The following is a 24371-nucleotide window of genomic DNA, read 5'->3' as shown; positions in this document are numbered from 1 at the left end:
AAAAGATATGATTAGCATTATTATGGGATCAGACTCCGACTTGCCCGTTATGCGGCAGGCCGCCGATGTGCTAAAGGAACTGGACATCCCCTTTGAAGTTACCATCGTTTCGGCCCACCGGACGCCGGAGCGGATGTTTGAGTTTGCCAAACAGGCCCACGGCAGGGGCATCAAAGCCATTATTGCCGGAGCGGGCGGGGCTGCTCACCTGCCGGGCATGGTCGCCTCCCTGTCGCCACTACCCGTGATTGGCGTACCGGTGAAATCCTCCAATTCTATTGACGGTTGGGACTCGGTCCTGTCTATCCTCCAAATGCCCAATGGCGTGCCAGTAGCTACGGTAGCCCTCAATGCTGCTAAGAATGCGGGCATACTCGCGGCTCAGATCATCGGTGCGCAGGATGAGGTGGTACAGGGGCGTATTTTGGCCTACAAGCAGGGCCTCGCTGAAGGGGTCAAGGTGAAATATACACGCCTTGAAGCGGAGGGGTATGAGGATTACCGGAAATGAGTTGGGCTGGAAGATAGGCTTCATTATTTGAAGTCCGGTGGCGGCTTTGGAGCTGCGACCGGACGCCCGTTCTACTCGGGCTGCGATTCCACAATCACCGCCTGAGTAGGTGCCGCACGGTAACCATACTTCGAGCCTAATCACAGCCTGGCACTTTCCCCTTTCTGTACACTACTGTTTCACGAACCTTGCCCGTCCAGTAGACCCATCTTCAAAAATAATGGCGACGACATATATCCCCTTTGAAAGCTCCCGCACAGATAGGGGTTGGCCACCCTGCAATATAGTTTCTGCAACAGGCCTCCCATCCAGGTTAAAAATGGCCACCCGGTCGATAAGGTGATCACGGGGAGTCGAAAGAAAAAGCGCATCGGTAGCTGGGTTGGGATAACATGTAATCGCCTCCGCAGGTACCTCTTCAGTTTTGGTATTCGTCAACATACAATCCCCCAGCTGCCATTCCACCATGTCGTCCTGATGGAAGCAGTTCAATTCCACCCAGGTGTCTAAGAAAAAGGTATATATAGGGTTCATTGGCGACGATGCACCCCCCACGCCTTCAATCCAGTAGGTGGTGCGGGGGGGAGATATTGCAAATGCCATTTCCAGCCTTTTCCGCTTTTCCCCGGAAATGAGGGTCACCGAATCTATGGACAAGACCTCCAGTTCTATGCTGTTATTGGAATCGTCAATGAGGAACAGGTCGCCTACTTCCAGATTGAAGTCATAGATGGCAAATTCTTCTGTGTTGTCATCCATTTTCATGAAAACAACACCGGCTTCCTCCCGGTAGTAGGCCCCCACTTCAAAGACAGGATCGGGATCATTGGTTCGCAGCTCATAGTAAACCGTTGAATCGATGGTCACAGTGTCTTCAAACCAATAGCTTTTTGTATCGCAAATAGTCGTCATCTGTAAAGGAGCGACATAACAGTCGTCTATGTACCATTTATTGGAAGGGCTAACGAATGTCTGCCCCATCACCTGATTAGGTGCGATAAGTACAAAAAGAAGCAGGGTCGATAGCGAGTAGGCGTATGTTGTCTTTTTCATATTTTATGTTTAAATGGTCTGATGATAAACGACAATGTCAATTTAGCTCATGCGGTGCAGGATTCCTAAATGTGCCCTGCGGTAGTAGGTAAGGTAAACTGCAAAACGATTTTTTCTACCGCACCACCACCCGCTCCGCCGCCAAAACCTGACCGTCCGCTATATAGCGCAGCACGTAGGCGCCGGCAGGCAGGCCCCGAACCGGCAGTATGCTGGTCACCTCATCAATGCGGCCGACGGGGTGCGACTGCAGGATGCGCCCCTGCAGGTCTAGCAGTTGCAGAGTAGCGCCCCGGCGGTGGACAATGCCCGCATCCCGGAGCAGCACATAGAGGTACTCCTGCGCCGGGTTGGGATAGAGGTGGAGCGACAGGGCCGGGGCAGCAGCCTCCTCCTCCGTACTGACCAGGTGGCAGCCGGGCACAAGGCAGCCTTCTTCATCCACCCGCAGCAGCCAGCCGCGCTGTATGGGCCCGGAAGGCTCATTGCCGTATATGGTCTGCCCGCCCATGATGTAGCCGCCGCCGGGCATTTCTTTTAATTCAAATATTTCGTGTGTTTCTCCATCCACTCCTTCCTCAAAGAAACGGTAGTGGCGACTCCAAAGGCTATCGCCCTCTGGAGAAACCTTAACCAACCACCCGTCTGAATCGGCATTAGGGGGCTGAAATGAAATTACACGGTGGATATTCCCGGCAGCTAGGTACCCAGTCCCATCTGAAGCTTTAATGATTTTCGTGAGGCTGCTACCGAACATAGTTGGAAAAGGCTCATGAAACTCCACTTCCCACTCCAACTGATGCTGCGGGTTGAGCTTGTAGATGTAGGCCGGGCTCCAGTTGATCGCCCCCGAAACCGCATTCACAGAAAACTCTTCGCCTTTGAAGCAGGCGGCAATGACGCTGCCGTCCGGCTCCGCGTGGATCGCCATTTGTTCGCTCAGCAGCTCATCAACCGGGCTGAGGTAGTTCCATTGGACGTTACCGAGGGTGTCGATGGCGTAGATGTGGTGTTGGTAAGTATAATTCTTGTTGACTTTATTAAAATTGGCATGTAACTCTCCTATTACAAAAAAACTGTCTACAGCACTTGCAGAAACTGGCGCATCCCACAAATCAAAAGCACCAAAATTATTCCGCCAAATTAATTCCCCCTCTTTACTAAACAATTGGAGTACCGTTTCTGTGTTATTAATTCCCTGAGGATTACGGTCATAGGTAGGCAATAGTATTGTAGAATTGACGCCAATTATGGGTTCATAGGTAGTTAAGAAAGATTGGTCATGTGGAGGAAAAAAGCTCTGAAAATCAATTACATTAGCAATTTGCCCTGTTGAATTTAAGAAAAGCAAAGCAGCCCTAAAATTGGTATCTCTTATCATAGCGCTGGTAAGGAAACCTTCACCAAATGCCTTCAGCCCACCTCTCCAGTTTTCAATAATCTGCCCTTCCGGATGGGCAAAAGCTGTATGTTCGACTTCCCCATTCAGGTCCAGCTTAGCAAAAAACAAGCCTGAAGGATAAAAGGGCGGTATAGTATCAGCGGCCAGCCCCGTGATGTAAATGCAGCTGTCTGTAGGGTAGACCCCATTGATAATGGCCGCAGCATAACCAAAGTAATAGCGCTTATTGAAAGACTCCTCCTGTGCAGGCAGCAAGGAAGCGCTGCTGAGGATCAATAAAATCAGGAGTATTCTTAGTAGCATAGGGCAATTTTCAGCAAAATAATGAACATTGAGGGCTTTGAGCGCCTGACAATGTGATGAATATGTACAGCAGATTGCATTTGTCAAACCAGAGTACCCCCGGCGAAAGTACCGACTTCCCATACGGGCCAGTACTGGCGTTGTATAACTATGTCGGACAGTGCTTGCGCCGGGGGGATGCTCTAACCTACCGTAAGATAACCAATTTTTGGGTCGCTAAACGATGATTGGGCAGGTGAAGGGTATAAAAGTACAGCCCGGCGGGGTAAAGCCGGCTGTCCCAGGAGGCCGTCGCCTGTCCCGGCACGATGGGCAGCACGGCTATTGTCTGCCCGTTTACGTCTTGTATGCTAAGCTCCGCCTGTTCCGTGCCTTCCGGCAAAGTACACCGGAAGGTGACCGACTGCCGGGCAGGGTTAGGAAATGCCTGTACCTGAGCCGGCACTTTGGGCGCTTTCGTGGTTTCAGCCCGGTTACTGCCCGGTGTGGATAGAGCTTGTAGGCCAGTAGGGAGAATGGGCTCGTGGTAGTGCCCCGACCCGTAAAAGGCATTCAGGATGTTCTGGGCGCGGACTCCTGCCCCAGTGCTCCCGTAGTAAGCGATGCCCTCCAGGGCTTTCAGCTCTGCTTCGCCCAGTTCATGCCACCCTTTGCCCTGACTGATCCGGGCAATATCCACCTCCTTGTGGGTTTTCATCAGTTTCTATTCCTCAAAACGGTCCAGCACCCACATTTCTCCCTCCCAGCCTTCGAAGCCTACGACACCCAGCTCTATCGTGTAGTATAGCCGGGAAAAAGAGGTGACATCCTCCAAAACCACCCCGCTGGTGTAAACGTCTGCGAAAGTCTTGCCCAGAATATCGACTGATGGCAACAAGTCACACATCAAGGGCGACTTGTCGGCTGATATGGATATCGAAGATAAAGCAGTAGAAAGACCATTATTAACTGTTGTGTTTATCAAGCTCGTGACGAACTCATTGGCTCCTCCTTCCGTATAGTTTGCTGATGCAATGGTTTTCAATTGGTAAGTCCGGTCACTTTCGTCCAAATACCAGATGGCAATGTGCTCTGATTCGTAAGTACGGTTGCCGTATGCCTTCTCCTTTTCTTCTTCCAGCCAGTGAATCTGAAGCTTTTTTTCTTCTCCATCGGCATTCTTAAAGACTACTGTGCTGTTTTGCCTGACCAAATCCAACGGCAGGTAATCTCTCACAATGCCGATCGTCAGATTTGCCAGTTCACCGTTGGAGTTGTTCCCAGCAGTATTCACGGTGTCCTTTTCACAAGCGGCAAGCATCAGTATGGCGAGTGCTGCCAGAAGTGTTATCTTTTTCATGTTTTGTGGGTTTTAAATTAGTAAATTAACCAATAGATACGCACTCTGCATTGATGAAGTGACAGCAGGTGCCATCGTCGTAGGAGATTTCCAAGAATGTGAAGTAACAATAACTATAACTTCCTGATGGAGTATTCATCAAAGATACACTTATTGTTTCCGGAGGAGCGCCGTTATTTTCACTTTGAAATATTTCGTCAGGATCCCCAGTAAATGAAGGTACGAATCCAGTGGCATACCATACACCTATCCGATATTCATATTCTACAGGGCGCCTCAACTGACTATAGTTACCACAGTCTGATAAACAGTCATAATAATCCTGAAAAGGCAATTCATCACAATAACCTAAACAATGGTGATATGAATTAGGATCATTAGGGAACTCATCTGCACAATCTTCGATACAATCATTTTGTATTTCATCAATAAGACTTTCCGGGGGAATCATGCGCTTACAATCCTCCCGGCAGATGCATCTGTTGCGGTTCTCGCCAACTCCAACCCGGCAAGGTTCACAACTTATCTCAGATATGGATAGCGTCGAATTAGCGCTATTCAAATTGGCGGTTAAAAGATTAGGGTATACACTGCACTGGGTGTAACCTTTTTGGGAAGTGGCCAGCAACACGAGACCTACCATGCAAAATCCGCACAAAATCTTTTGACATGCTAAACGAAGGTAGAGCAAATTCAACAGTGATTTTTTCATACTACATGATATTTTGGTTTGAAATAGCTACGCTTAACGTTTTCATTCAAAACTGACTTTTTTGCACTTCCGGCGCACCGGTGACGGTATTCAATACAACAACAGCGGCCATCACCATTAGGCATAGAACGGCCAGGTACTAATCTGTACACAGGATACATAACCATCTTTTAATGCCGGACTTGTAGCCGGTTAGTCGTGCAAAAACATGAATAAAAAACCTGGTGCAATTAATCAAAATGAACGGAGCGCCCCAACGGCACAGCGTGCTGCAAGCAACACAAATACTGCAAAAAATTCAATTCTTGTTTTATTATGTGCTTTTATATTTGAGCGATGATCAAATTTACCCCCCCCGCAATATTTCCAAATTTTTGAGCTTTTTTATCAAAAAAACATTGTAAGTAGTACAAAGCTTGGTGATTCAGGGACGCGGGTTACAATGGGTTTGCTGTGACCGTGCAGAAGGTGCGGGGCTACTGAGCACGGCCCGGGGGAGCGGCTGGTTAACATTTTGCAGGTAGACTACCTCTGGGCAAGGGCTCCTGTCGGGTCCCGGGTTTTACCGGGATCCGGCAGGTTTCCCAGGATGAAGCTGGGGCAGAGCTCTTAGCATGGGTTCTGGATTAAGCGCTACACCAGCAGGGCTCGGCGAAGCTGGGGCAAAGCTCCTGGAAATGACCTGGCTGAAGCTCTACACCAGCAAGCCAAGAGCTCCTGTCGGGAAGCTTTCTCCCGGTCTTTCCCGGGATCCGGCAGGTTCTCCCATAAAGGGATAAAGGGGCTATCAGACTTTTTGAGGATGCCCTATCTATTGCCCGTTTTATTTTCGGGTAGTACCAGTTCATGCGCAACTTCCTCGTGCGACTAGACTGAAATATTTGATAGTCCTTTCACGACTGACCTCTTAACGGCCCGGTTACCTGCCGTGCCAACGAATGGAGGCATAGGCAAGTAGGCTTTGTTGGGCGAGTACCACAAGTTCATCATTCAACTTTCAAACCTGGATAATTCGACCATTGCACCCGAATTACCCCAATATTTATTCCATTTGATTGCTCAATTATACTGCCAATCCCTCTTCCCATATATAGAAAAACTCTTTCTCCACTAAGGAAATTAGAGAATTCTTCGCTTGGAATTGTAGCGCTGCCAGTATCCTTGAATTCTTTGATAATGCAAGGTAGTCCCGGTGTGCAAATAGAGACATACAGTACATCAGTCTTTTCATCAGTTTCCCATGTTAAAACTAAATCGCTGTTTTTGGATAAAGTCTCGCTGTCTCCAATAGAAGATTCGGCGCATAAACTTGAAGGGAAACTAAATGATTCCGAGAACGAAGCATATTTGCTTGGTATTTCAGATTCTAAAACACAAAGTATGGATTCTGTATCAGTTATTTGATTGATATCAAAGCTTGAGCCTGAAACCGTTTTAAGGTAACGAACACTTTCTCCATCCTCCACTTTGTCTAGCCCCAAACCTTCTACAAAAAGATTTCCCGCTTCATCAGTTTTATTATCAAAACTTCCAAAAAAAGTCAACTCGCTGTGATCACATGAGCCTATTCGGCCTATCAATTCAACAACTAAATATCCTTCTACATCATCAATAGAGATGTCCTCAATTGATCTGAATTCAACTTCAGCAGGGTCTATTATTTGACCGATTTCTACTTGTCGCTCAGTAGGTTTGTTGCAGGAAATCATCACTAATGTCACAAGTAATGCGGCAACAACAGTTGAATTTGATATAAAATTATTCATGATTTTTTAATTTTTGGTTAACAAATTAGCAATCTACATCACAGCCACAAATACATTGTCTCACTACAAAACCAGAAGTCTCAAGTTCGAAATTAAAGTTTGGAGGTGGTCTGTTTTCGGTTGTAAAAACCCTTTCATATTGCAGTCTAGGTAAGCCTGCCTCGCATTTTCCGTTACTCTTATCGTCGCCACACTGTTTATCTGAAGTACCATGGCAACAAATTGAACATTGGCTAAGTTCCACCTCATAAAAAAGAGCATATCCTCCTGTTTCAGGTACAGATATTTCTATTTGCGTTCCATCATTAAAACCCGTGTTGTTAAAAACAATAGTCCGTGGGGAAAATGACGCATAGGCATAAAAAAGGGGAAAGTTGTAATTTGGGAGTTCCTACACACTCAAACCAACTTTGCCCCTATGAGCGTCAAAGCACTCACGGAACAAATATTACGAAAAATTTCTACAAATAACCGTTGGCAATACCGATTTATGCTGCACTTGTTTCCATTATGGCTAGCTGTGCGAGGCCGGTACAACTTCACCAACCTTTCGCGCTGGGGCGAATACGGGGAAGATACCTACCGTCAGAACTTCGCCCGCCCCTTCGGTTGGCTGGAGTTCAATGCTGAGCTGGCTTCGCAGCAGCTTGGGCAGCACTTGGCTATTGCTTTTGACCCTTGCTTTGTACCAAAGAGCGGCAAGCATACAGCGGGTATAGGCTACTTCTACTCTGGCTGCGCCGGCCGCGAGCTGCGCGGCCTGGAGTTTTCGGGTATAGCTGCTGTGGACCTGGCGGACAAAGCAGCCCTCCATCTCGAAGCCGTCCAGACAGTAGGCCTGAAAGAGGGGGAATCGCAGCTTGCTTTCTATGCCCGTATCCTTTGTGAGCGCAAAGAAGCCCTGTTGAGGCTTTCCAAGTATGTCACTGCGGATGCCTATTTCGCCAGGGAGCCTTTCGTGGATACGCTGCTTGGCGAAGGTTTCCAACTGATCACCCGCCTGCGCAAGGATGCAAGGCTGCGCTACCTTTATAATGGGCCAAGGCTGAAAAGAAGAAGGGGGCGCCCTAAAACATATGACGGCCGGATCAATCCTTATGCCCTTCGCGAAGACCATTTCACGCCATGCGCACAAGCAGAAGACGGTTCGTGGGTTGCTTACCAGGCCACTGTAAATGTACAGTCTTGGAAGCGCAACGCTAAAGTTGTCATCGTACATCACTTGGACGATCAGGGGCAAGTAAAATCCGCGAAGATTTATGCCTGCACCGATACGGGCATGGATGGCGCAGAGGTACTGCACGCTTATCAGTGCCGCTTTCAGATTGAGTTCCTGTACAGGGATGGCAAGCAACATGCAGGGCTGGCCCACTGCCAGGCACGCAGTCCGCAAAAGCTGCACTTCCATCTCAACACGGCCCTCACAGCCGTATCGCTTGCTAAAGCAGCATACTACCTCAGCGCCCCGCCGCAGGAACGCAAAGCGTTTTCTATGGCAGACGTTAAAACCCAGTATGCCAACGATTTATTGCTGGACCGATTTATTGCCACGTTCGGCATCGGCGCACAGCTTTCAAAAATTAATTCCATCCGCGAGCGCTTCAGGGCTATAGGCAAAATTGCAGCCTGATTTGCCACGGACTATTGTAAAAAATGAAACGTTAAGAAAGATGTCGTCAAAATACGGAGTAGGGTCAACAATTATTTGCTCGTTCACTAAGGAAGCCGTTCGTACCTCAATGTTTACCCGTGCTACAAAGTTAGAACTTCCTAAGCAATCATAACCAAATCCACGCGATACAGAGGCTGCACTCGAAGAAAGCGCATTTCTCACTTCTGTCCCCCAGGTCTCTATAATCAAAATCTCTGGATCATCGTTTCCATTGTCTAGGTTCTCGGCAATCTGTTCTGGAGTACATCCTTTACATCCTCCAACTAATAGAAGGATTGTAGAGAAAATAATCCACAACGCCATCCTTGGTGTTAAATCAATTACTTTTTTGATACATAGCATAGTTTTAATTTGATACCTACTCTTTTTGGGATTTTCGGTATCTACAGATTTTTCTCCCTGGAATAGCAGTTTTCTAAAGCGAGTACTTTCCTAATCTCCCGCTGAATAAAATGGTTTATCTATGTTTCGCCCAACTGGTGCTATGCGTTAACCGTTAAGCATCTACGGCTCAATCCACTAGACAAGCATGACCGGTGCAACTTCAATTTTGAACGCTGAAATCGTAGCCTTTACCCGTACAAAAACTTTAAAAACCCTAGTGCAATTAGTCGAAATGAACGGAGCGCCCGAACAACAGAGCGTGCTGCAAGCAACACTAATACTGCAAAAAATCCAATTCCCGTTTTATTATGTGCTTTTATATTTGAGCGATGATCAAATTTACCCCCCCCCGCAATATTTCCAAATTTTTGAGCTTTTTTATCAAAAAAACATTGTAAGTAGTACAAAGCTTGGTGATTCAGGGACGCGGGTTACAATGGGTTTGCTGTGGCTGCGCAGAAGGTGTGGGGCTGTTGAGCAAGGCTCGGAGGAGCGGCTGGTTAACATTTTGTAGGTAGGCTACCTCTGGGCAAGGGCTCATGTCGGGTCCCGGTTTTTACCGGGATTTGGCGGGGTTGCTCAAGAAAAGCTGGAGCAAGGCTCTTGGAGAAGCCCTGGCTTAAGCTCTACACCAGCAGGGCTCGGCGAAGCTTAGGCAGAGCGCCTGGAAAGGCCCGGGCTCAAGCGCTACGCCAGCAAGCTCACCTTCCGCCGCAGCCAGCTCCGGTTTGCCAGCTCGGGCTGAGCATCGATGCGGTGCAGCAGGTCATTCAGGTTGTCCGGGGGGGCGCTGCCGTACTGTGCCTGACGGCTGCGCAGTTTTTGCAGTCGGGCGATCATCTTGAGGAAGTTGCCGTTGGATTGTTTCTGATAGGTGGAAAGCTGCCGGTTGCGCTTGATGTACTTGCGGGACGCTTCCAACAGGGCGTAGAGCGCTTCCTCCTCCTGTAGTTCGTAGTAGCTTTTGAGCTGTATCATCTTGGCGGCCATGTGGTAGAAAGCGTCAGAAAACTCGACACCCTGAAGGGTTTGCAGGGCTTCCTGATACTGAGCACGTTCAAACTGCAGGGCGGCCAGGTTGTAGGTGAAGACGTTTTCCTGTACCTCCGGCGCCAGCTGAGACCGGTAAGTGTAGATGAAATCTTCGGTCCACTTGAATTCCTTGAGGCGGATACCGGCAGTGACGATGTTGATGTAGCTCCACTGCGTGAGGTAGCCCTGCCGCAGGAGCACTCTGCGGTCCAGCATTTCCTTGTAAAGGTCCAAAATATCCCGGTAGAAAGCGGCTTCTCCGGAGTTGATGCGCTTGACGCAGTAGTTCTGGGCGTAGTCGTATAAATCCTGCAGCTCTTCCAGCGTAAAAACGCTATGATGCTGACTGAGCAGTTGCCGCAGCGACCGATAGTGGGCTTCCTCTTCCGAACTCAGCATCATAAGCGCCTGATAGTAGGTCTGCAGGGCCGGTGATTCTGCCAGTAACGGCGGTTGTTGCCGGAATAAACTCAATAGCTCGTCCAGAAAATGGCAGGTGTAGGTTGCATTAATCGCCCGGTTGCGGCTGGCCATATCGCAAGCCAGGCGGAGTTTGTTGCACCAGTAGTAGCGGTCAAGAGCATCGCTTTGGTGCTGCAGGTGGGGCGTAAAGCGTCGGGGGTTACGCTGCAGCGCAAAGCGGTCCAGCAACTGTGCCATCTCATAGCGCTCGTGCTGATAGTGATGGGACCGGTGGGGCAGGCGCTCGGTAAGCTGTTGCAGCCGCTGCGTACTGTGCCGCAAGTGCTTTTCGGCCCGCCGGTCAAGCAGGGCCTCTAGCTCCAGGCGCTTTTGAAAAGGGCTCCGGGCTTCCAGTTCCAGTTGGGCCAGTAACTGATAGCCTAGCTGTAGGGTGTCCGACAGTAGGTTGTTGATGCGTAGCTCCTCATATTCTTCCTGCTTGTAAATATGGCGGTAGGCGGCCCGCTTGTCCAGCTCTTCTGCATCGTAATCCGGCCCAAAGTCCAGGCAAAAGTCCAGCAAAGCCCGTATCTTTTGGTTCTTATTGAAAAATGGAGAGGCTGCCAGCTCCCGAAAACGGGCCGTTTCTCTGGCATCAAAGCTCCGTAGCAGATCGATTAACTTAGATTGCTGCATCTTAAAATCTATATTTCACTAACGCTAAGCTAGTAAAAACAAGCACTTTAATATCTATGACCAGCCTCAAAAATCTATAATTGAAGAATAATGTACTTTTTTCCGGGGTAGGGTACCGCTACATTTGTATCGTAATAATTCCAGGAACGCCCGCGGGATACTCCTGCGGAAAAAAGACAAAACTAGTATCTCCATGAAAAAAATGATCTTAGGCATAGCCGCGCTTGTGCTCAGCACCTTTGCCCTCAATGCCCAGCAAAACTGCTTTAACCTGCTCATCGACAGTCAGACCGCCACGCCTGGCGATACGGTCTGTTTGTCCGTGCGCGTGAATAACTTTGAAGACATCCTGGCCGTACAAACGGCTTTCGAATGGGACACCACCCGACTTGACTTTATAGAAATTTCTAATTTTAACCTGCCTGGGCTAATCCCTGAGGACTTTAACCTGGAAGGCGAACTTATTGGGGAAGGCCGAGCTACTTTTGCCTGGTTCAATACGGACTTTACCGGTCTGAATTTGATGGACGGCACCGCAATATTCGATTTTTGCTTCGAAGTCATCGGAGACGATGGCTATGGTGGATTTCAATTCGTTTCGGCCAGTGATATCACCAACACAGAAATCGTATTGGGCAATTCTGAAATATTGCCCAGCTTCAGCCTGCTGGGAGGCGGAGTGTCCATAGAAGATGGTTTCTCCGAGCCGGTTAGGTTTGCCAGTGCCTGCCAGGACCTGGGCGACTGCACTACCGGCAGTAACCTTTCAGTTGTTGTAGCTGGTGGCACGCCGCCCTACACCTATTCCTGGATGCAGGGCAATGCCACGGTTGGCAGTGGCGCCGATTTCACGAATGCCCCTGCCGGATTATACGAACTCATCGTATCTGATATGAACGGCGATGAAGTTTCCGGCTTATTCAACGTGACCCCTGAGGAGGGCATCAGCGTCAGCAATGTCGTTCTGACCCCACCTACCTGTAGCAACAGTGACGGCGCTATTCAGGTACTGGTGGCAGGCGGCTCCGGAGCTTATGATTTCATTTGGAGTACCGGGCAGACGGACGCTCACAGCATTTCTAACTTACCAGCAGGCAGCTATAGCCTTACCGTTACGGATGCCAATACCGGCTGCGATTTTGCGATAGGTATTGCCCTTGAGGACGAAGAGCTGATTACCAGCTACGCCTATGAATGCACCATAATGCCGGATGGCAGCACGATTGTGGATATTTCCTGCGCCGTGTGGTCAGACGGTCAAACGCCTTACACGTTTGAGTGGAACACCGGCTTTACAGAGACCACCGATGAAATCATTAGTACGCTTGCCGGCGTGAGCCCCGATCAGTCCTATTCCGTAACGATTACAGATGCGAACGGCTGTACGAGTATTCCGGGGCCGGCTACGCCCGATTGCCCGGGCACGGGAGGAGACCCCACCATTTACGTTGGCAATGAAACGGTAGCCGAGGGCGGTTCCATCTGTATCCCGGTCAAAGCGAGCGAGGTCCCGCCCATTTCCCGGCTGGATTTTGCACTGACCTGGTCGACTGATGTCCTGTCCTTTACAGGCGTCAATGAAGGAGCACTGACCGCCCTGCTCGACGATGGGCTTGACCTTTCTCAAACCGGCAACGGACACCTGACCGTGCAGTGGGATATCGACATCCCGGAAGGCCTGCCGGTACAGGAGGATGCTACGCTCTTTGAAATCTGCTTCGATGCGGTAGGCCCTGAAGGCAGCCAAACTGATATTGCTTTTGATGACAGCATCTTGGTCAGCTACCTGGAAAGCGGTACTGAGGTAGCGGCTACCTTTGAGGATGGCAGTTGCGCGGTTACGGGTGAATTTCTAACCGGCCATTCCATCAGTTGCACCGGATTCCCGGATGGTTCTTTTTTGGCTTCCATATCCTGTGCCGTATGGAGTGGTGGGGTACCGCCCTACACTTTTGAATGGAGTACGGGATTCGTGGAGCAGGACTCTCTCTTTTCAACTTTAGAAAATGTACCGGATAATCTTGCCTACAGCCTCACGATCACAGATGCAGCAGGTGCAACCTACAGCCCCGCTCCGATAACACCGAATTGCGGCGGTTCAGGAAATTCCGCTACCGTGACGATTGGCGAAGCGGTAGTGAATACCAATACTAACTTCTGCGTACCGGTAACCGTCTCAGGTACAGCTGAAGTCACTAGTTTTGAGGCTGGAGTGGCTTGGCTGCCAGGTATACTCAGCTATACCGGGGTTACAGGTGGCGTTCTTGGCGATGCGGCCACCTTCACCATTGATGACAGCGATTCGGATATTGGGCAACTGAGCCTGATTTGGAATGCTACCGCACCTGATGCCATTTTTGTTGAAGACGGAGATGTGCTCTTTGAATTGTGTTTCGATGCAACTGGCGATCCGGGCAGCTCCACCGGAATTAGCTTCAATGCGTCCATTCACCCTTTCCTGCTGGAGAATGTAGAAGGTATTGAATTCACACCGGTCAACGGCGGGGCTTTCATACAGGGCTCCGGTGGGCTGGATGATGTGACCCTGCAGATCGGTAGCGCTATGGTGGACACTGGTGAGGTGGTTTGCCTTGACGTGACCGTTGAAAATTTCACGGAAGTTGGCACTGTACAGCTATCCATCAACTGGGACGAAGACCGGCTCAGCTTTGACACTCTGATATTAGCCGGCAACCTACCCGGGCTGAATCCGGCAACAGACTTCAACCTTAATCTTACAGACGAAGGTATTATTGCCATGTCCTGGTTCGACCTTGGACTCAATACGGTAACCCTTCCGGATGGCGCACCGCTATTCACCCTTTGCCTGCGGGCCGACACCTTGCAGGGGCCCACTCCGGTGACCTTCTCCCCCACCCCGGTCAATATTGAAGTGACAGACCTTGAGAACATCCTTCCCGTTGTCCTCCAAAACGGCACCGTGGATGTGCTGCAGCCCGAAGTCTGGCCCGGCGACACCGATGTAGATGGACTGGTGACCCACTTCGACCTGCTCAATATCGGGCTTGGCTTTGGTACGGGCGGCCCGGAGCGGACCAATCCAACGATTGTATGGGAAGCCCAGGTAGCACCAGGCTGGCAAAACGCCACACCAACCTCCAACGTCAACTACAAGCACCTGGATACCAACGGCGACGGCTTCATTGATGCGGCAGATACCCTGGCGCTGGTGAACAACTGGGGCGAGGAGGTGAACTTCCTGCCGGAAGATGAAAACCGCAGCATGGCGGGCGTCATCTATATCGAACCGGACACAGTGGTCCTCGGCATCCCGGCTACCTTCAATATTATGCTCGGCGAGCCTGGCACGACCGTACCCGAAGTCTATGGCCTGGCGTTCACCATTGTGTACGACACTTCCGCGGTAGCGCCCGGCAGCGCCTCCGCTTCCTTCCTGGAATCGTGGATTGGCAATACCAACGAAGACCTGATCGGGCTTTCTAAAGACCGCTACGACGACGGCCGCATTGATGTAGCCCTGACCCGTACCGATGGCCTCAACGCAGAAGGCAGCGGTGCCATTGGCCAACTGCACATTACCATTCAGGACGTCATTTTCATGCGGGGCAATGACTATCCACTCGACTTTGACATTGAGAATATACGGCTGATCAACGCTGCAGAGCTAGACTTCCAAGTGGAAGGGCTGCCTACTTCAGGAGTGGTCAAGGATGGGCTGGTGAATGTACAGGAAACTGCTCAGGCGTTTAATGTACGTGCATTCCCTAATCCAGCCAGTGGTCAGATCAGAATCCTTGTGGAGGGTGCGCAACTGGAAAGCGCCCGCCTGATGGCCACTGATGGCCGTACCGTACAACAAATCCAGGGCGGACAGTCTGAGGTCAATCTGCAGCATTTGCCGGAAGGCTTGTACCTGCTACAGGTGTTGACCAGCGAGGGGGCGACCACTCATCGCATTCTGATTGCACGATAGTTTTAATTTCCTTTCGATGAATTAGTGGTGCTGCCTGCTTACGGGCGGGCAGCCCCTTTTAAAACCCGACTATTATGAAAAATGTCATAACTCTGGTAGTGCTATGTTTATGCTCAGCTACCGTCTATGCTCAAACGGCTACGATTAGTGGCCAAATCACCCGACTGAATGACAGCCCGGTAAGCGGTATCGTGGTGCATCTCCTCAACTGGAATGAGGGGCTTATCGCAGTGGATACAACCGATACACAAGGTGCATATGCCTTCAGTGACCTCACGACCGGGCAGGAATACACCGTTGTGCCTCAGGACAATCAGGAAGTCAGCTACCTGCAGGACGTTTCCACCTTGGATGTGGTAATCGCGGCACGAATTATTCTGGGAATACAGCCACCAGAAACACCATTTGTTTACGCGGCGGGGGATGTCAACAACAGTGGTAGCCTGACCACACTTGACCTGGTCCTGATGCGCCGGCTGATCCTTGGTATTGATAACAGTTTCCAGAACAGCCCTTCGGTACGGTACCTGCGTACAAACGCCAGTTTTATCAATCCTGACACCCCATTTTCAGGCATCAACTATGGCAATTCGACCCTGCTTTTAGACACCGATACCCCTGCTTTCGACTTTTACCAGGTAAAAACAGGCAACCTTGCCCCATAAGGGCCTCTACCCCATTATTATAATCCCATTAATCCCTCAGGGGCAAGCTGGCACTGAACTGCGCGGCTTGCCCTTATTTTTTTAGGATTTGCCGACTGTGCCCGGCTGTTTTTGCTGTAAATCAGGATGGAGCAGCTCTTAAATTGAACGAATTAACGTTAATTCCTTCAACTAACGGTCCGTATATGCGTAGTGCGACCGCTTAGGTAGCATTATCGCATATACATTGTTGTAGCCAGTTTTTCTCGGTATTTTTTCTCCAAGGCACTCGCAAAAGCCATTTTATCTTTCCGTAGTAATTCCATTGCTTCTCCATTTACAATGGTCGGATGAACATCCCTGAGGTAACTATCGCTCCAAGTTGCAAGTTCTACAAGTATGGGGGTTAAAGCTAAGCCCTTCTCGGTCAACAGATAAAGATTGGTCTTTTTATTATCAGGTCGTTTTGTTTTCATAACAATCCCTAACTCTTCCAGCAATTTGAGTCTGGTTGAAAGAATATTGGTAGCAATAGCTTCATCACTTTCAACAAAGTCCTTAAAGGTTTCCATGTCCTCTACCAGCATCTGCTTTATGATAACCAATGTCCATTTGTCACCTAAGATATCCAAGGCTGAAGTAAACGGACAATTACAGCGAAATTTATGTTCCATGTTAAGTATATGTTAATTTTTACTTGCAAAATGCAATTTATTGAATTTTTACTTGCAAATCAAAAGTAATTTATATAATTTTGCTTGCAAATCAAAAGTAATTAATTTTTAATCATGAAGCAAATTTTTTCAATCCTATTGTTTGCAGGCTTAATCACAGCTTGTAATTCGACGAAACCGGCAAGCGATGATATTCAACAATCTAAAAATTCAACAATGAGTAAAAAAGAAACTGTAGGCACTTTTTTAGGTGCTGTAATGAAAGGGGACACCACCACCATGCGTGAATTGGCAAATGCCGATTACATCCAGCACAATCCATTTATCCCAACAGGTTTAGAGCCATTTATTCAAATGCTTCCTGTTTTACAAGAAAATGGAACAACTGCTGAAAATATCCGAATGTTCCAGGATGGCAATTATGTATTCATGCACAACATTTGGAGAAATGCCAAGCCGTTTGGTGCCGATGAGATGGTATCGTTCGATATTATTCGATTGGATGATAATGGCAAAGTAGCCGAACATTGGGATGCCATGACTCCATTAGTAAAAGAAACTGCGAGTGGAAGGACACAGACAGACGGACCAACAACGCCAACAGATTTAGATAAAACGGATGCCAATAAGGCATTGGCAAAAGCTATGGTTGAAGATATTCTCATGGGTAAAAATCCACAGAAGATTACCGATTATATAAGCACCGAACAGTACGACCAACACAATCCTGGTATCAAAGATGGATTGTCGGGAATCGTCGAAGCCGTAGAATACCTCACTTCAAAAAATAATATGTTCCAATACACTAAAATTCACAAAGTGTTGGGCGAAGGGAATTTTGTACTCACCATAAGTGAAGGAAAATGGAACGGAACGACCAATGTTTTCTATGATTTACTACGCTTTGAGAATGGAAAAGCTGTGGAGCATTGGGATGTCATTCAGCCAGTTCCGACAACTGGTCTGGCGAATAATAATGGAATGTTTGGAGGATTTTAATCTTGTCAGCAACGAAAAAACAATCATGACTGAAAATTCAATTTCTATACTTGCCTTGGCGTTGGGTTTTGCACCCGGCATTCTTCACTCGGTGGAAGTGGCGTATCCCTTGCTGGCGCGCTGGATAGCTAATTATGTACTTCCTTTATTTGGACCTGGTTTGCCGAAAGGCAGCGGTCATAATCTGACTTCTAAAGATCAAATAGCAATGTTGGATGCAGCGATTTCAGCCGCACCAAAAGCAAAACGAACAGCAGCGGAGGATTACATTTTTGTGTTGCTGTTTGAACAGCGACAGGGATCTTTGGCTTTTCTATCCGTTATAGTCGGTGCAGTTTATGGCATGCAATTACCGTTGGATGACCGTGCTGTTCTGCACTTGTTGCTACTGGTGATGTCGGTAATGTTCATGTTGGTCAATGCCAACCATGCAGGTATTCCTTTCTTAGGCAAACATCCTAAAGTATCGAGAAATGGCAGAAATGTCGGCATCGTATTTTCTGTATTCTGGCTCGCAGCATCGGTACTTAATTATTTGGCGTTTACGTATGCCTCAATTTAATTTTTAAACTTTAAACATTTCAAATATGAAAAATATAATCATCACAGGAAGCAGCAACGGATTTGGTCTGAAAGCTGCAAAAGATTTTGCCGATAAAGGCAATAAAGTATACGCAACAATGCGTAATCCAAATGGTAAAAATGCCAATGCAAAAGCGGATTTGGAAAGCCATTCTACCAATATAAAAGTAGTAGATATGGATGTTACCGATGAAGCTTCAGTAAAAGAAGCTATGGCAACTATTCTTGCAGAAGCAGGAAGTGTTGATATTCTCATCAACAATGCAGGTATTATGTATTTGGGGATTACCGAAGCATTCAGCGTTGAGCAAGCAAAATTTCAAATGGAAACCAATTATTTTGGAGCTATTAGAGTGATGCAAGCTGTATTACCTTCTATGCGTAAAGCAGGTTCAGGTTTAATTATCAATACTTCTTCGTTGGTTGGTCGTATGTCGCCACCATTTTTTGGTACATATACTGCAACCAAACACGCCTTAGAGGGCTACTCGCAAGCATTACGTTATGAGGTTTCACCTTTTGGTGTAGATGTGGTCATGGTAGAACCAGGACCTTTTGGAACAGGACTTTTAGCATCTGGTCAAGCTCCTGCACATTCCGAAGTACTTGATTCTTATGGAGAATTGGCAGGAGTCCCAACAGCTATGGGCGAAAACTTTGCTCAAATGTTACAGAGCGAAGATGCTCCAGACCCACAATGGGTAGTGGATGCCTATTTGAAGTTAGCCGAAATGCCTTTTGGCAAACGTCCTACACGAACTGTAGTTGGAATTACTTGGGGTGTTGACAAAATAAATGAATTGACGCAACCCATTCAAGATAGTGTCCTCAAAGAAATGCAATTGGATTCCATTCTTGCCGGTGCTTCTGCCTAATCGTTGAAAATTCGATTAATTGTATAAAATCAAAAGGGTTACGGCTCTTGTGATTTTTTTTGTTTTCGATATTCTAATTGGCTACAACTGAATGAATTAACGCGAATTCGTTCTCAAAATACAACCCTGGCAATATTTCTTCGTATTCCCATTAACCACACAGCGCCATCCCGTCGCAACAGGCTGGCGCTGTGAATTTCCATTATTGAGTAGCCTTTGGGAAAGCGTAAGACAAACGGTATTAGCTGCACGACTTCATAGAAGTCGTATGTTAGTATCAACAGCACACCACGGGAAGCCGACTTCGTAGAAGTCGCATGTTAAACCACCAAGGGGCAGCCCCCTGACTGCCTCATCTCTTCCCTCACTCCCTACAGCCCAAATGCCGCTTTCACCTTATCCACGTAGTCAAGTTTCTCCCAGGTGAAGGTCTCCACCTGCATTTCCTTTACGCGGCCGGCACCATCGACGAACTTCACCGTCTTTTGCTCTGGTGTACGGCCCATGTGGCCATAAGCGGCAGACTCGGAGTAGATCGGGGTGCGGAGCTTCAGGCGCTGCTCAATCGCATAGGGGCGCATGTCAAACACCTCCTCTACTTTCTTCGCAATCTCGCCATCACTCATTTTCACGTTAGCGGTGCCGTAAGTGTTGACGTAAATGTTGGTAGGCGCCGCCACACCGATCGCGTAGGACACCTGCACCAGGACTTCATCACAAACACCGGCAGCCACGAGGTTCTTCGCAATGTGGCGGGTCGCATAGGCCGCAGAACGGTCTACCTTGGAAGGGTCTTTGCCGGAAAAGGCACCACCACCGTGGGCACCCTTGCCGCCGTAGGTATCTACGATGATCTTGCGGCCCGTTAGCCCGGCGTCTCCGTGCGGGCCACCGATGACGAACTTGCCGGTGGGGTTGATGTGGTAGGTAATATTATCATCAAACAGCTTCTGAAGTTCAGGCTTGAGCTGAGCTTTGACCCGTGGGATAACAATCTTGATGATGTCCTCGCGGATTTTATTCAGCATGCGCTCATCCTCATCGAAGTCATCGTGCTGTGTGGATACCACGATGGTATCGATGCGCTGAGGCGTGTTGTCGTCTGCATACTCGATCGTCACCTGCGACTTAGAGTCCGGGCGGAGGTAAGTCATCTGCTCCCCTCCCTTGCGGATAGCAGCCAGTTCCTGCAGGATTTTGTGAGAAATGGCCAAGGCCAGCGGCATGTAGCTCTCCGTTTCATTGGAGGCATAACCGAACATCATGCCCTGATCGCCGGCGCCCTGCTCTTCCGGGCTTTCGCGCTCCACGCCCTGATTGATGTCAGGCGATTGCTCGTGGATGGCAGAAAGGACACCGCAGGAGTGGGCCTCAAACATGTATTCAGACTTGGTATACCCAATGCGCTCGATCACATCGCGGGCAATTTGCTGCACATCGAGGTAAACATCAGACTTGACCTCACCGGCAAGCACCACCTGACCGGTTGTTACCAGCGTTTCACAGGCGACCTTTGAAGAAGGGTCAAAAGCAATGAAATGATCAACGAGGGCATCGCTAATCTGATCAGCGATTTTGTCAGGGTGCCCTTCGGAAACAGACTCAGAGGTGAATAAGTATGGCATAAATTCGGTTTATTTCGGATTAACGCCGGGAAATAGCCCCGGCAAAATCGCTGCAAAAATAGGAATAAAGCACAAAATGGCTCGCTTTTCGGGGCTTCTCGACAAATAAAATACACAACTGGGTTTGCCCCAATACTAAGGCACTTGTTGCGCCCTTACTTGATTTCGCAGCGGAACATGGATTTGACTTCCGTCTTCGTGTGCAGGAAGCCTTCCAGCTGATCGCCAATTTGCACCGGCCCTACGCCGGCAGGCGTGCCCGTGTAAATCAGGTCGCCCATTTGCAATTTGAAGAACTTCGATACGTAAACAATGATGGCATCAAAGGAGAAGAGAAGGTCTTTGGTGTTGCCGTGCTGCACCGTCTCCCCGTTTTTCTTCAGCTCAAATTCTATGGCGCCCCGGTTGCACTGCTCAATGGGCAGAAAATCACTGATCACTGCCGAGCCGTCGAAGCCCTTGGCTATTTCCCAGGGATGGCCTTTGTCTTTCAGGCGCTGCTGCACATCGCGGGCCGTAAAGTCGATGCCCAAACCAATTTCCGGGTAGTACTCAGCGGCAAACTCCGGCTGTACGTGGCGGCCGTTTTTCCCGATTTTCAGCACCACCTCTATTTCATGGTGGAGATCTTTGGTGAATTCCGGGTAGTAGAAGGGCTTGTTGTTAACCAGCAGCGCAGAAGGCGGCTTCATGAATACGACCGGGCTGCCCGGCACCGGATTATTGAGCTCTTTGGCGTGTTCGGCGTAGTTGCGGCCGATGCAGATGATCTTCATAATGGTGATTTAAAACTTCACATTGGACAGCCCTGCCATTTCCTTTACGGCACGGACGGTCTCCTGTGCTTTCTTGCGGATTTCAGCGGAAGACGCCTTGATTTGGTTCTTGATCTCCTTCTTATCGGCCTTCAGGGCTTCCTTACGGGCTTTAAAATCAGCGCTCAGCCCCACAAGGGCATCGGCTACGGCATCTTTTAGGTCCACATACTTTAATTCGCCGGCCTCGTAGTCCTTCATCAGGCTTTCGTAGGCTCCAATAGACTCAGCGGCCTTAAGCAGGGTGAAGAGGTTGTCCACGCCCGGGCTCATTTCGCCGGCAGGCGTATCTCCGGTATCGGTCACTGCGGAGCGGATTTGCTTGCGGATGCGGTTATCGTCACCAAACACGTCAATGTAGTGCTTCTCGCCTGCACTTTTGCTCATCTTACGGGTGGGGTCTGCGGTAGAGCGAACCTTAGGCACTTCTGTATACAGGGGCTCCGGCAGGACGAAGTATTCTTTGCCCATCTGATTATTAAAGCGTTGGGCGATGTTGCGGGTGAGCTCCAAATGCTGCTCCTGATCTTTGCCTACAGGCACGTAATCCGCCCGGTAGATCAGGATATCAGCGGCCTGTAGCACGGGATAGTCCAGCAAGCCAGCGGAGATAAAGCTGTCGGTAGCGGTTTCAGCCACCTGCGCGCTTTTGTCCTTGAACTGCGTCATACGGGTCAGCTGCCCGTAGGAGGTGAAGCAATTGAAAATCCAGCACAATTCTGCATGCTCCGGCACCAGGGACTGAATAAACAGGGACTCCGGCTTAACGCCAACCGCCATCAGGTTAAAGAGCAGTTCCCAGGTATTTTCCCGAAGTTTTTTCGGATTGTAGGGCATCGTCATGGCATGGTAATCCACCACCCCGTAGATGCAATCGTACTTTTCCTGCAGGGCGACCCAGTTCTTCACTGCCCCGAAGTAGTTGCCAAAGTGCATTTGCCCGGTGGGCTGAATAGCAGAAAGGACTTGTTTGCGTTGCTCCATGGTCATTTTTTTGGACAGCGCGAATATACTTGTTCCATTGGTTTTGGAGCAATAAAAACGGGGAATTCCCATCAGAAGCCGGGTTTTGGCCAGCCCGGCAGTCACACCACTGGAAAATCCAAGTTGGGCAGGCCAGCCGCAGTTCGTACTTTTGCTGCGGATTCAAACAATACCGAATTGCGAATGAGAATACTGATTGTTGTTTTTGCACTGCTCACCATCCTCCCTGCCTGCCAGTCGGGCTATCAGCCTGCCGACCTGCAGGGAAACTGGCAAGCTGTGGCTATCACGGAAGAAGGCACGCCTTTGGCGGTTGACCCCAGTCAGATTGAGCTTCAATTCACGCCCGCAGACCGCTATACCTACCGGAGTACGCTCAATTACCGGGAAGCCGGTAGCTTTTACGTGGATGGCACTTATCTGTTCACCCGCGACACCCTCAACCAGGCCAGTACCGAAAAGGCAGTCGAAATTCTCAAGCTTGCTAATGACACGCTTCAGCTCAAAATGATGGATGGGGATAAGGAGCGGCTCTTAACGATGGTCCGACAGTAGTTTATTTATTCAACCCCTTCACCCGCACATTGACGTTGCCCGTAAGGGCCAGGTCAACGACCATGCCATCCACCGTGAGGTAAGCATTGCGGAGGTCGAGGGCTTCCAGGTTGCCGTTCAGCACCACGCCGGTAGCCAGCTCATACTCCTGTAGCTGCTCCTGAAATTGCGCCTGCATGTCCTTCATGTTGTAGTCGAGCAGGAAATTGAGGTTTTCGGCAATCTTATTTTTGATGGTACTTTTCATCAGCCAGCCGGCAGACCGGAACAGGTAGTTTTTGGTATCGAGCGTATACTCCAGGTCTTCGATATCGATGGTATTCTTTTTGGGGTTGAAGACCGGGCGGCCGACCAGGTAAATGCTGCCGTTGTAGGTGCCGCTCAGGGTGGTGTTGACTACGATGTTGCTGCCTTTTCCAAAAAACTCCAGGTCCTGTATCGTCACGGAGCGGCGGCCGTAGGAGAAGGTTTCGCCAACGAGCTGGGTTTTGGCGAGGCGTTCGGCTTCATCATAGGAAATCTCGGCATTGATGTGCAGGGTAAAGTCTTCGGCTTCCACCGGGCTGATGCGCAGGGGCGGCAGGGGCTGTATATACTTGGGGTCCGGGCGCTCACCGATCTTAACGGAGGGTTTGCCCTCCACGTAGATGGTGGTCGCGATCCTCCCCCGCTCGGTGGAGACCGGGCTCATACCGATATACTGTGGGTTCACGGTAAGCCAGGTATTGTATTCTTCAGAAACCAGGGCCGGCTGAAACATCTCCCGCCAGGCTTCCTCCACGGTCTTGCGCAGGTCGAACTGCTCCCGGACCAGGTCATCTATCGCTTTGGAAATCTGCCGGGTACTGTTGCGCAGGACGATGTCTGCAATAAAACCCACCGGCAGGTCCACAAAGCCCATTTTTACCCGCGGTTTTTGTTGCCATTGATGGCCTTCCAGCGTGGTCGTGGTAAAGATGCTCCAGTCTGTATTCACTCCAAAGCCGGTTTTGAAATCCAGCGAAATCTGCCCATTGGCCTCAACGGTACTGATGCCGAGGTCGTACTTGATCCAAAGGTCGAGTGGGATACGGTAGGTAATAGCTTGGGAGTCAAGCCCCAGGAGGATATCATCCTGTTTGACGGCCCGGACCATCATTTTATCGCCATCCCGGAGGTTGTTGTCTTCGTAGAGGATGCCGCTCAGTTGTTTGTTGAGCACAGCCTCCAGGTCCCGCACCGGTACATCCACGGGGATGTTGATGATGGAAACCTGATCTCGGTACAGCTCTTCGTATTCTTCCATAGGGCGAACGGGCTTCGTCACTTTGCAGCTGCTAAGCAGTAGCATCAATATAGCGCAGGCAGGCAGTAGATGTTTCATCTTAGGGTAGTTCTTTGCCCCGAAATTA

The 24371-nt window shown here is 49.4% G+C and carries 23 protein-coding genes; 10 read left to right on the top strand and 13 right to left on the bottom strand.

From position 1 onward, the window contains the following. The first annotated feature begins 7 nt into the window (after nt 1-7). Entirely contained in the window at nt 8-511 is a 504-nt protein-coding gene (purE, locus tag ACO08I_RS23500; RefSeq protein ID WP_421947295.1) for a 5-(carboxyamino)imidazole ribonucleotide mutase, read from the top strand. A gap of 171 nt (nt 512-682) precedes the next feature. Here purE and ACO08I_RS23495 read toward each other — a convergent pair whose 3' ends face one another. The 5 genes from ACO08I_RS23495 to ACO08I_RS23475 form a co-directional block, all read right to left on the bottom strand. After that, nucleotides 683-1564 (bottom strand): T9SS type A sorting domain-containing protein, encoded by an 882-nt coding sequence (locus ACO08I_RS23495; protein WP_421947294.1) that lies wholly within the window; start codon nt 1562-1564, stop codon nt 683-685. A gap of 115 nt (nt 1565-1679) precedes the next feature. Then, nucleotides 1680-3269, bottom strand: coding sequence for a T9SS type A sorting domain-containing protein (locus ACO08I_RS23490; RefSeq protein ID WP_421947293.1), 1590 nt, complete (start codon nt 3267-3269; stop codon nt 1680-1682). A gap of 187 nt (nt 3270-3456) precedes the next feature. After that, nucleotides 3457-3966 (bottom strand): T9SS type A sorting domain-containing protein, encoded by a 510-nt coding sequence (locus ACO08I_RS23485; protein ID WP_421947292.1) that lies wholly within the window; start codon nt 3964-3966, stop codon nt 3457-3459. Nucleotides 3967-3972: 6 nt separating this feature from the next. Next, complete coding sequence (locus tag ACO08I_RS23480; RefSeq protein WP_044221961.1) at nt 3973-4608, bottom strand: hypothetical protein; 636 nt, start codon at nt 4606-4608, stop codon at nt 3973-3975. Between the two features lie 25 nt (nt 4609-4633). After that, nucleotides 4634-5320 (bottom strand): hypothetical protein, encoded by a 687-nt coding sequence (locus ACO08I_RS23475; protein ID WP_421947291.1) that lies wholly within the window; start codon nt 5318-5320, stop codon nt 4634-4636. A gap of 208 nt (nt 5321-5528) precedes the next feature. On the opposite strand from ACO08I_RS23475, the gene ACO08I_RS23470 reads away from it, so the two are divergent. Beyond that, nucleotides 5529-5660, top strand: coding sequence for a hypothetical protein (locus ACO08I_RS23470; protein WP_421947290.1), 132 nt, complete (start codon nt 5529-5531; stop codon nt 5658-5660). A 646-nt stretch (nt 5661-6306) separates the two neighbouring features. Here the strand turns inward: ACO08I_RS23470 and ACO08I_RS23465 are convergent. Beyond that, on the bottom strand, nt 6307-7086 hold the full coding sequence (locus tag ACO08I_RS23465; protein ID WP_421947289.1) for a hypothetical protein: 780 nt from the start codon (nt 7084-7086) through the stop codon (nt 6307-6309). 490 nt (nt 7087-7576) lie between these two features. Here ACO08I_RS23465 and ACO08I_RS23460 point away from each other — a divergent pair, with 490 nt between their 5' ends. After that, nucleotides 7577-8716: a transposase gene (locus tag ACO08I_RS23460; protein ID WP_421947288.1), complete on the top strand. Its 1140-nt coding sequence runs from the start codon at nt 7577-7579 to the stop codon at nt 8714-8716. On the opposite strand, the gene ACO08I_RS23455 is transcribed toward ACO08I_RS23460, so the two are convergent. Continuing rightward, complete coding sequence (locus tag ACO08I_RS23455) at nt 8660-9100, bottom strand: hypothetical protein (protein WP_421947287.1); 441 nt, start codon at nt 9098-9100, stop codon at nt 8660-8662. The genes ACO08I_RS23460 and ACO08I_RS23455 overlap by 57 nt on opposite strands. Nucleotides 9101-9287: 187 nt before the next feature. Here ACO08I_RS23455 and ACO08I_RS23450 point away from each other — a divergent pair, with 187 nt between their 5' ends. After that, entirely contained in the window at nt 9288-9656 is a 369-nt protein-coding gene (locus ACO08I_RS23450) for a hypothetical protein (RefSeq protein WP_421947286.1), read from the top strand. Between the two features lie 173 nt (nt 9657-9829). On the opposite strand, the gene ACO08I_RS23445 is transcribed toward ACO08I_RS23450, so the two are convergent. After that, complete coding sequence (locus tag ACO08I_RS23445) at nt 9830-11272, bottom strand: hypothetical protein (protein WP_421947285.1); 1443 nt, start codon at nt 11270-11272, stop codon at nt 9830-9832. A 193-nt stretch (nt 11273-11465) separates the two neighbouring features. Between ACO08I_RS23445 and ACO08I_RS23440 the strand changes: the two genes are divergently transcribed. Both ACO08I_RS23440 and ACO08I_RS23435 read left to right on the top strand, forming a co-directional pair. Further along, nucleotides 11466-15227 carry a cohesin domain-containing protein gene (locus tag ACO08I_RS23440; RefSeq protein ID WP_421947284.1) on the top strand — a complete coding sequence of 1254 codons (3762 nt, stop codon included), beginning with the start codon at nt 11466-11468 and terminating at the stop codon, nt 15225-15227. 74 nt (nt 15228-15301) lie between these two features. After that, nucleotides 15302-15892, top strand: a complete 591-nt coding sequence (locus ACO08I_RS23435; protein WP_421947283.1) for a carboxypeptidase regulatory-like domain-containing protein — start codon at nt 15302-15304, stop codon at nt 15890-15892. Nucleotides 15893-16104: 212 nt separating this feature from the next. Here the strand turns inward: ACO08I_RS23435 and ACO08I_RS23430 are convergent, their stop codons facing one another. After that, nucleotides 16105-16545, bottom strand: a complete 441-nt coding sequence (locus ACO08I_RS23430; RefSeq protein ID WP_421947282.1) for a winged helix-turn-helix transcriptional regulator — start codon at nt 16543-16545, stop codon at nt 16105-16107. Nucleotides 16546-16659: 114 nt separating this feature from the next. Between ACO08I_RS23430 and ACO08I_RS23425 the strand changes: the two genes are divergently transcribed. The 3 genes from ACO08I_RS23425 to ACO08I_RS23415 are packed head-to-tail and all read left to right on the top strand — an operon-like array spanning nt 16660 to nt 19001. Next, nucleotides 16660-17544: a hypothetical protein gene (locus ACO08I_RS23425; RefSeq protein ID WP_421947281.1), complete on the top strand. Its 885-nt coding sequence runs from the start codon at nt 16660-16662 to the stop codon at nt 17542-17544. After that, complete coding sequence (locus tag ACO08I_RS23420) at nt 17531-18106, top strand: hypothetical protein (RefSeq protein WP_421947280.1); 576 nt, start codon at nt 17531-17533, stop codon at nt 18104-18106. Before ACO08I_RS23425 ends, ACO08I_RS23420 begins: the two co-directional genes overlap by 14 nt. Before the next feature lie 25 nt (nt 18107-18131). Next, nucleotides 18132-19001, top strand: coding sequence for an SDR family oxidoreductase (locus ACO08I_RS23415; RefSeq protein ID WP_421947279.1), 870 nt, complete (start codon nt 18132-18134; stop codon nt 18999-19001). Between the two features lie 371 nt (nt 19002-19372). Here the strand turns inward: ACO08I_RS23415 and metK are convergent, their stop codons facing one another. The 3 genes from metK to trpS all read right to left on the bottom strand — a co-directional run bounded on the left by metK (nt 19373) and on the right by trpS (nt 22425). Next, on the bottom strand, nt 19373-20626 hold the full coding sequence (metK, locus tag ACO08I_RS23410; RefSeq protein WP_282782025.1) for a methionine adenosyltransferase: 1254 nt from the start codon (nt 20624-20626) through the stop codon (nt 19373-19375). A 155-nt stretch (nt 20627-20781) separates the two neighbouring features. Then, nucleotides 20782-21402 (bottom strand): fumarylacetoacetate hydrolase family protein, encoded by a 621-nt coding sequence (locus ACO08I_RS23405; RefSeq protein WP_293569231.1) that lies wholly within the window; start codon nt 21400-21402, stop codon nt 20782-20784. 9 nt (nt 21403-21411) lie between these two features. Continuing rightward, nucleotides 21412-22425: a tryptophan--tRNA ligase gene (trpS, locus tag ACO08I_RS23400; RefSeq protein WP_282782028.1), complete on the bottom strand. Its 1014-nt coding sequence runs from the start codon at nt 22423-22425 to the stop codon at nt 21412-21414. Nucleotides 22426-22608: 183 nt separating this feature from the next. Here trpS and ACO08I_RS23395 point away from each other — a divergent pair, with 183 nt between their 5' ends. Next, nucleotides 22609-22980, top strand: a complete 372-nt coding sequence (locus tag ACO08I_RS23395; RefSeq protein WP_421947278.1) for a hypothetical protein — start codon at nt 22609-22611, stop codon at nt 22978-22980. 1 nt (nt 22981) lies between these two features. Here ACO08I_RS23395 and ACO08I_RS23390 read toward each other — a convergent pair whose 3' ends face one another. Next, nucleotides 22982-24343 (bottom strand): DUF4403 family protein, encoded by a 1362-nt coding sequence (locus ACO08I_RS23390; protein WP_421947277.1) that lies wholly within the window; start codon nt 24341-24343, stop codon nt 22982-22984. Nucleotides 24344-24371 lie beyond the last annotated feature (28 nt).

Origin of the sequence: Phaeodactylibacter xiamenensis, assembly GCF_965229835.1 — a bacterium.
Classification (GTDB): domain Bacteria; phylum Bacteroidota; class Bacteroidia; order Chitinophagales; family Saprospiraceae; genus Phaeodactylibacter; species Phaeodactylibacter xiamenensis.
Note: the sequence above shows the minus strand (reverse complement) of the source record. Positions and strands in the feature narration are given on the sequence as shown.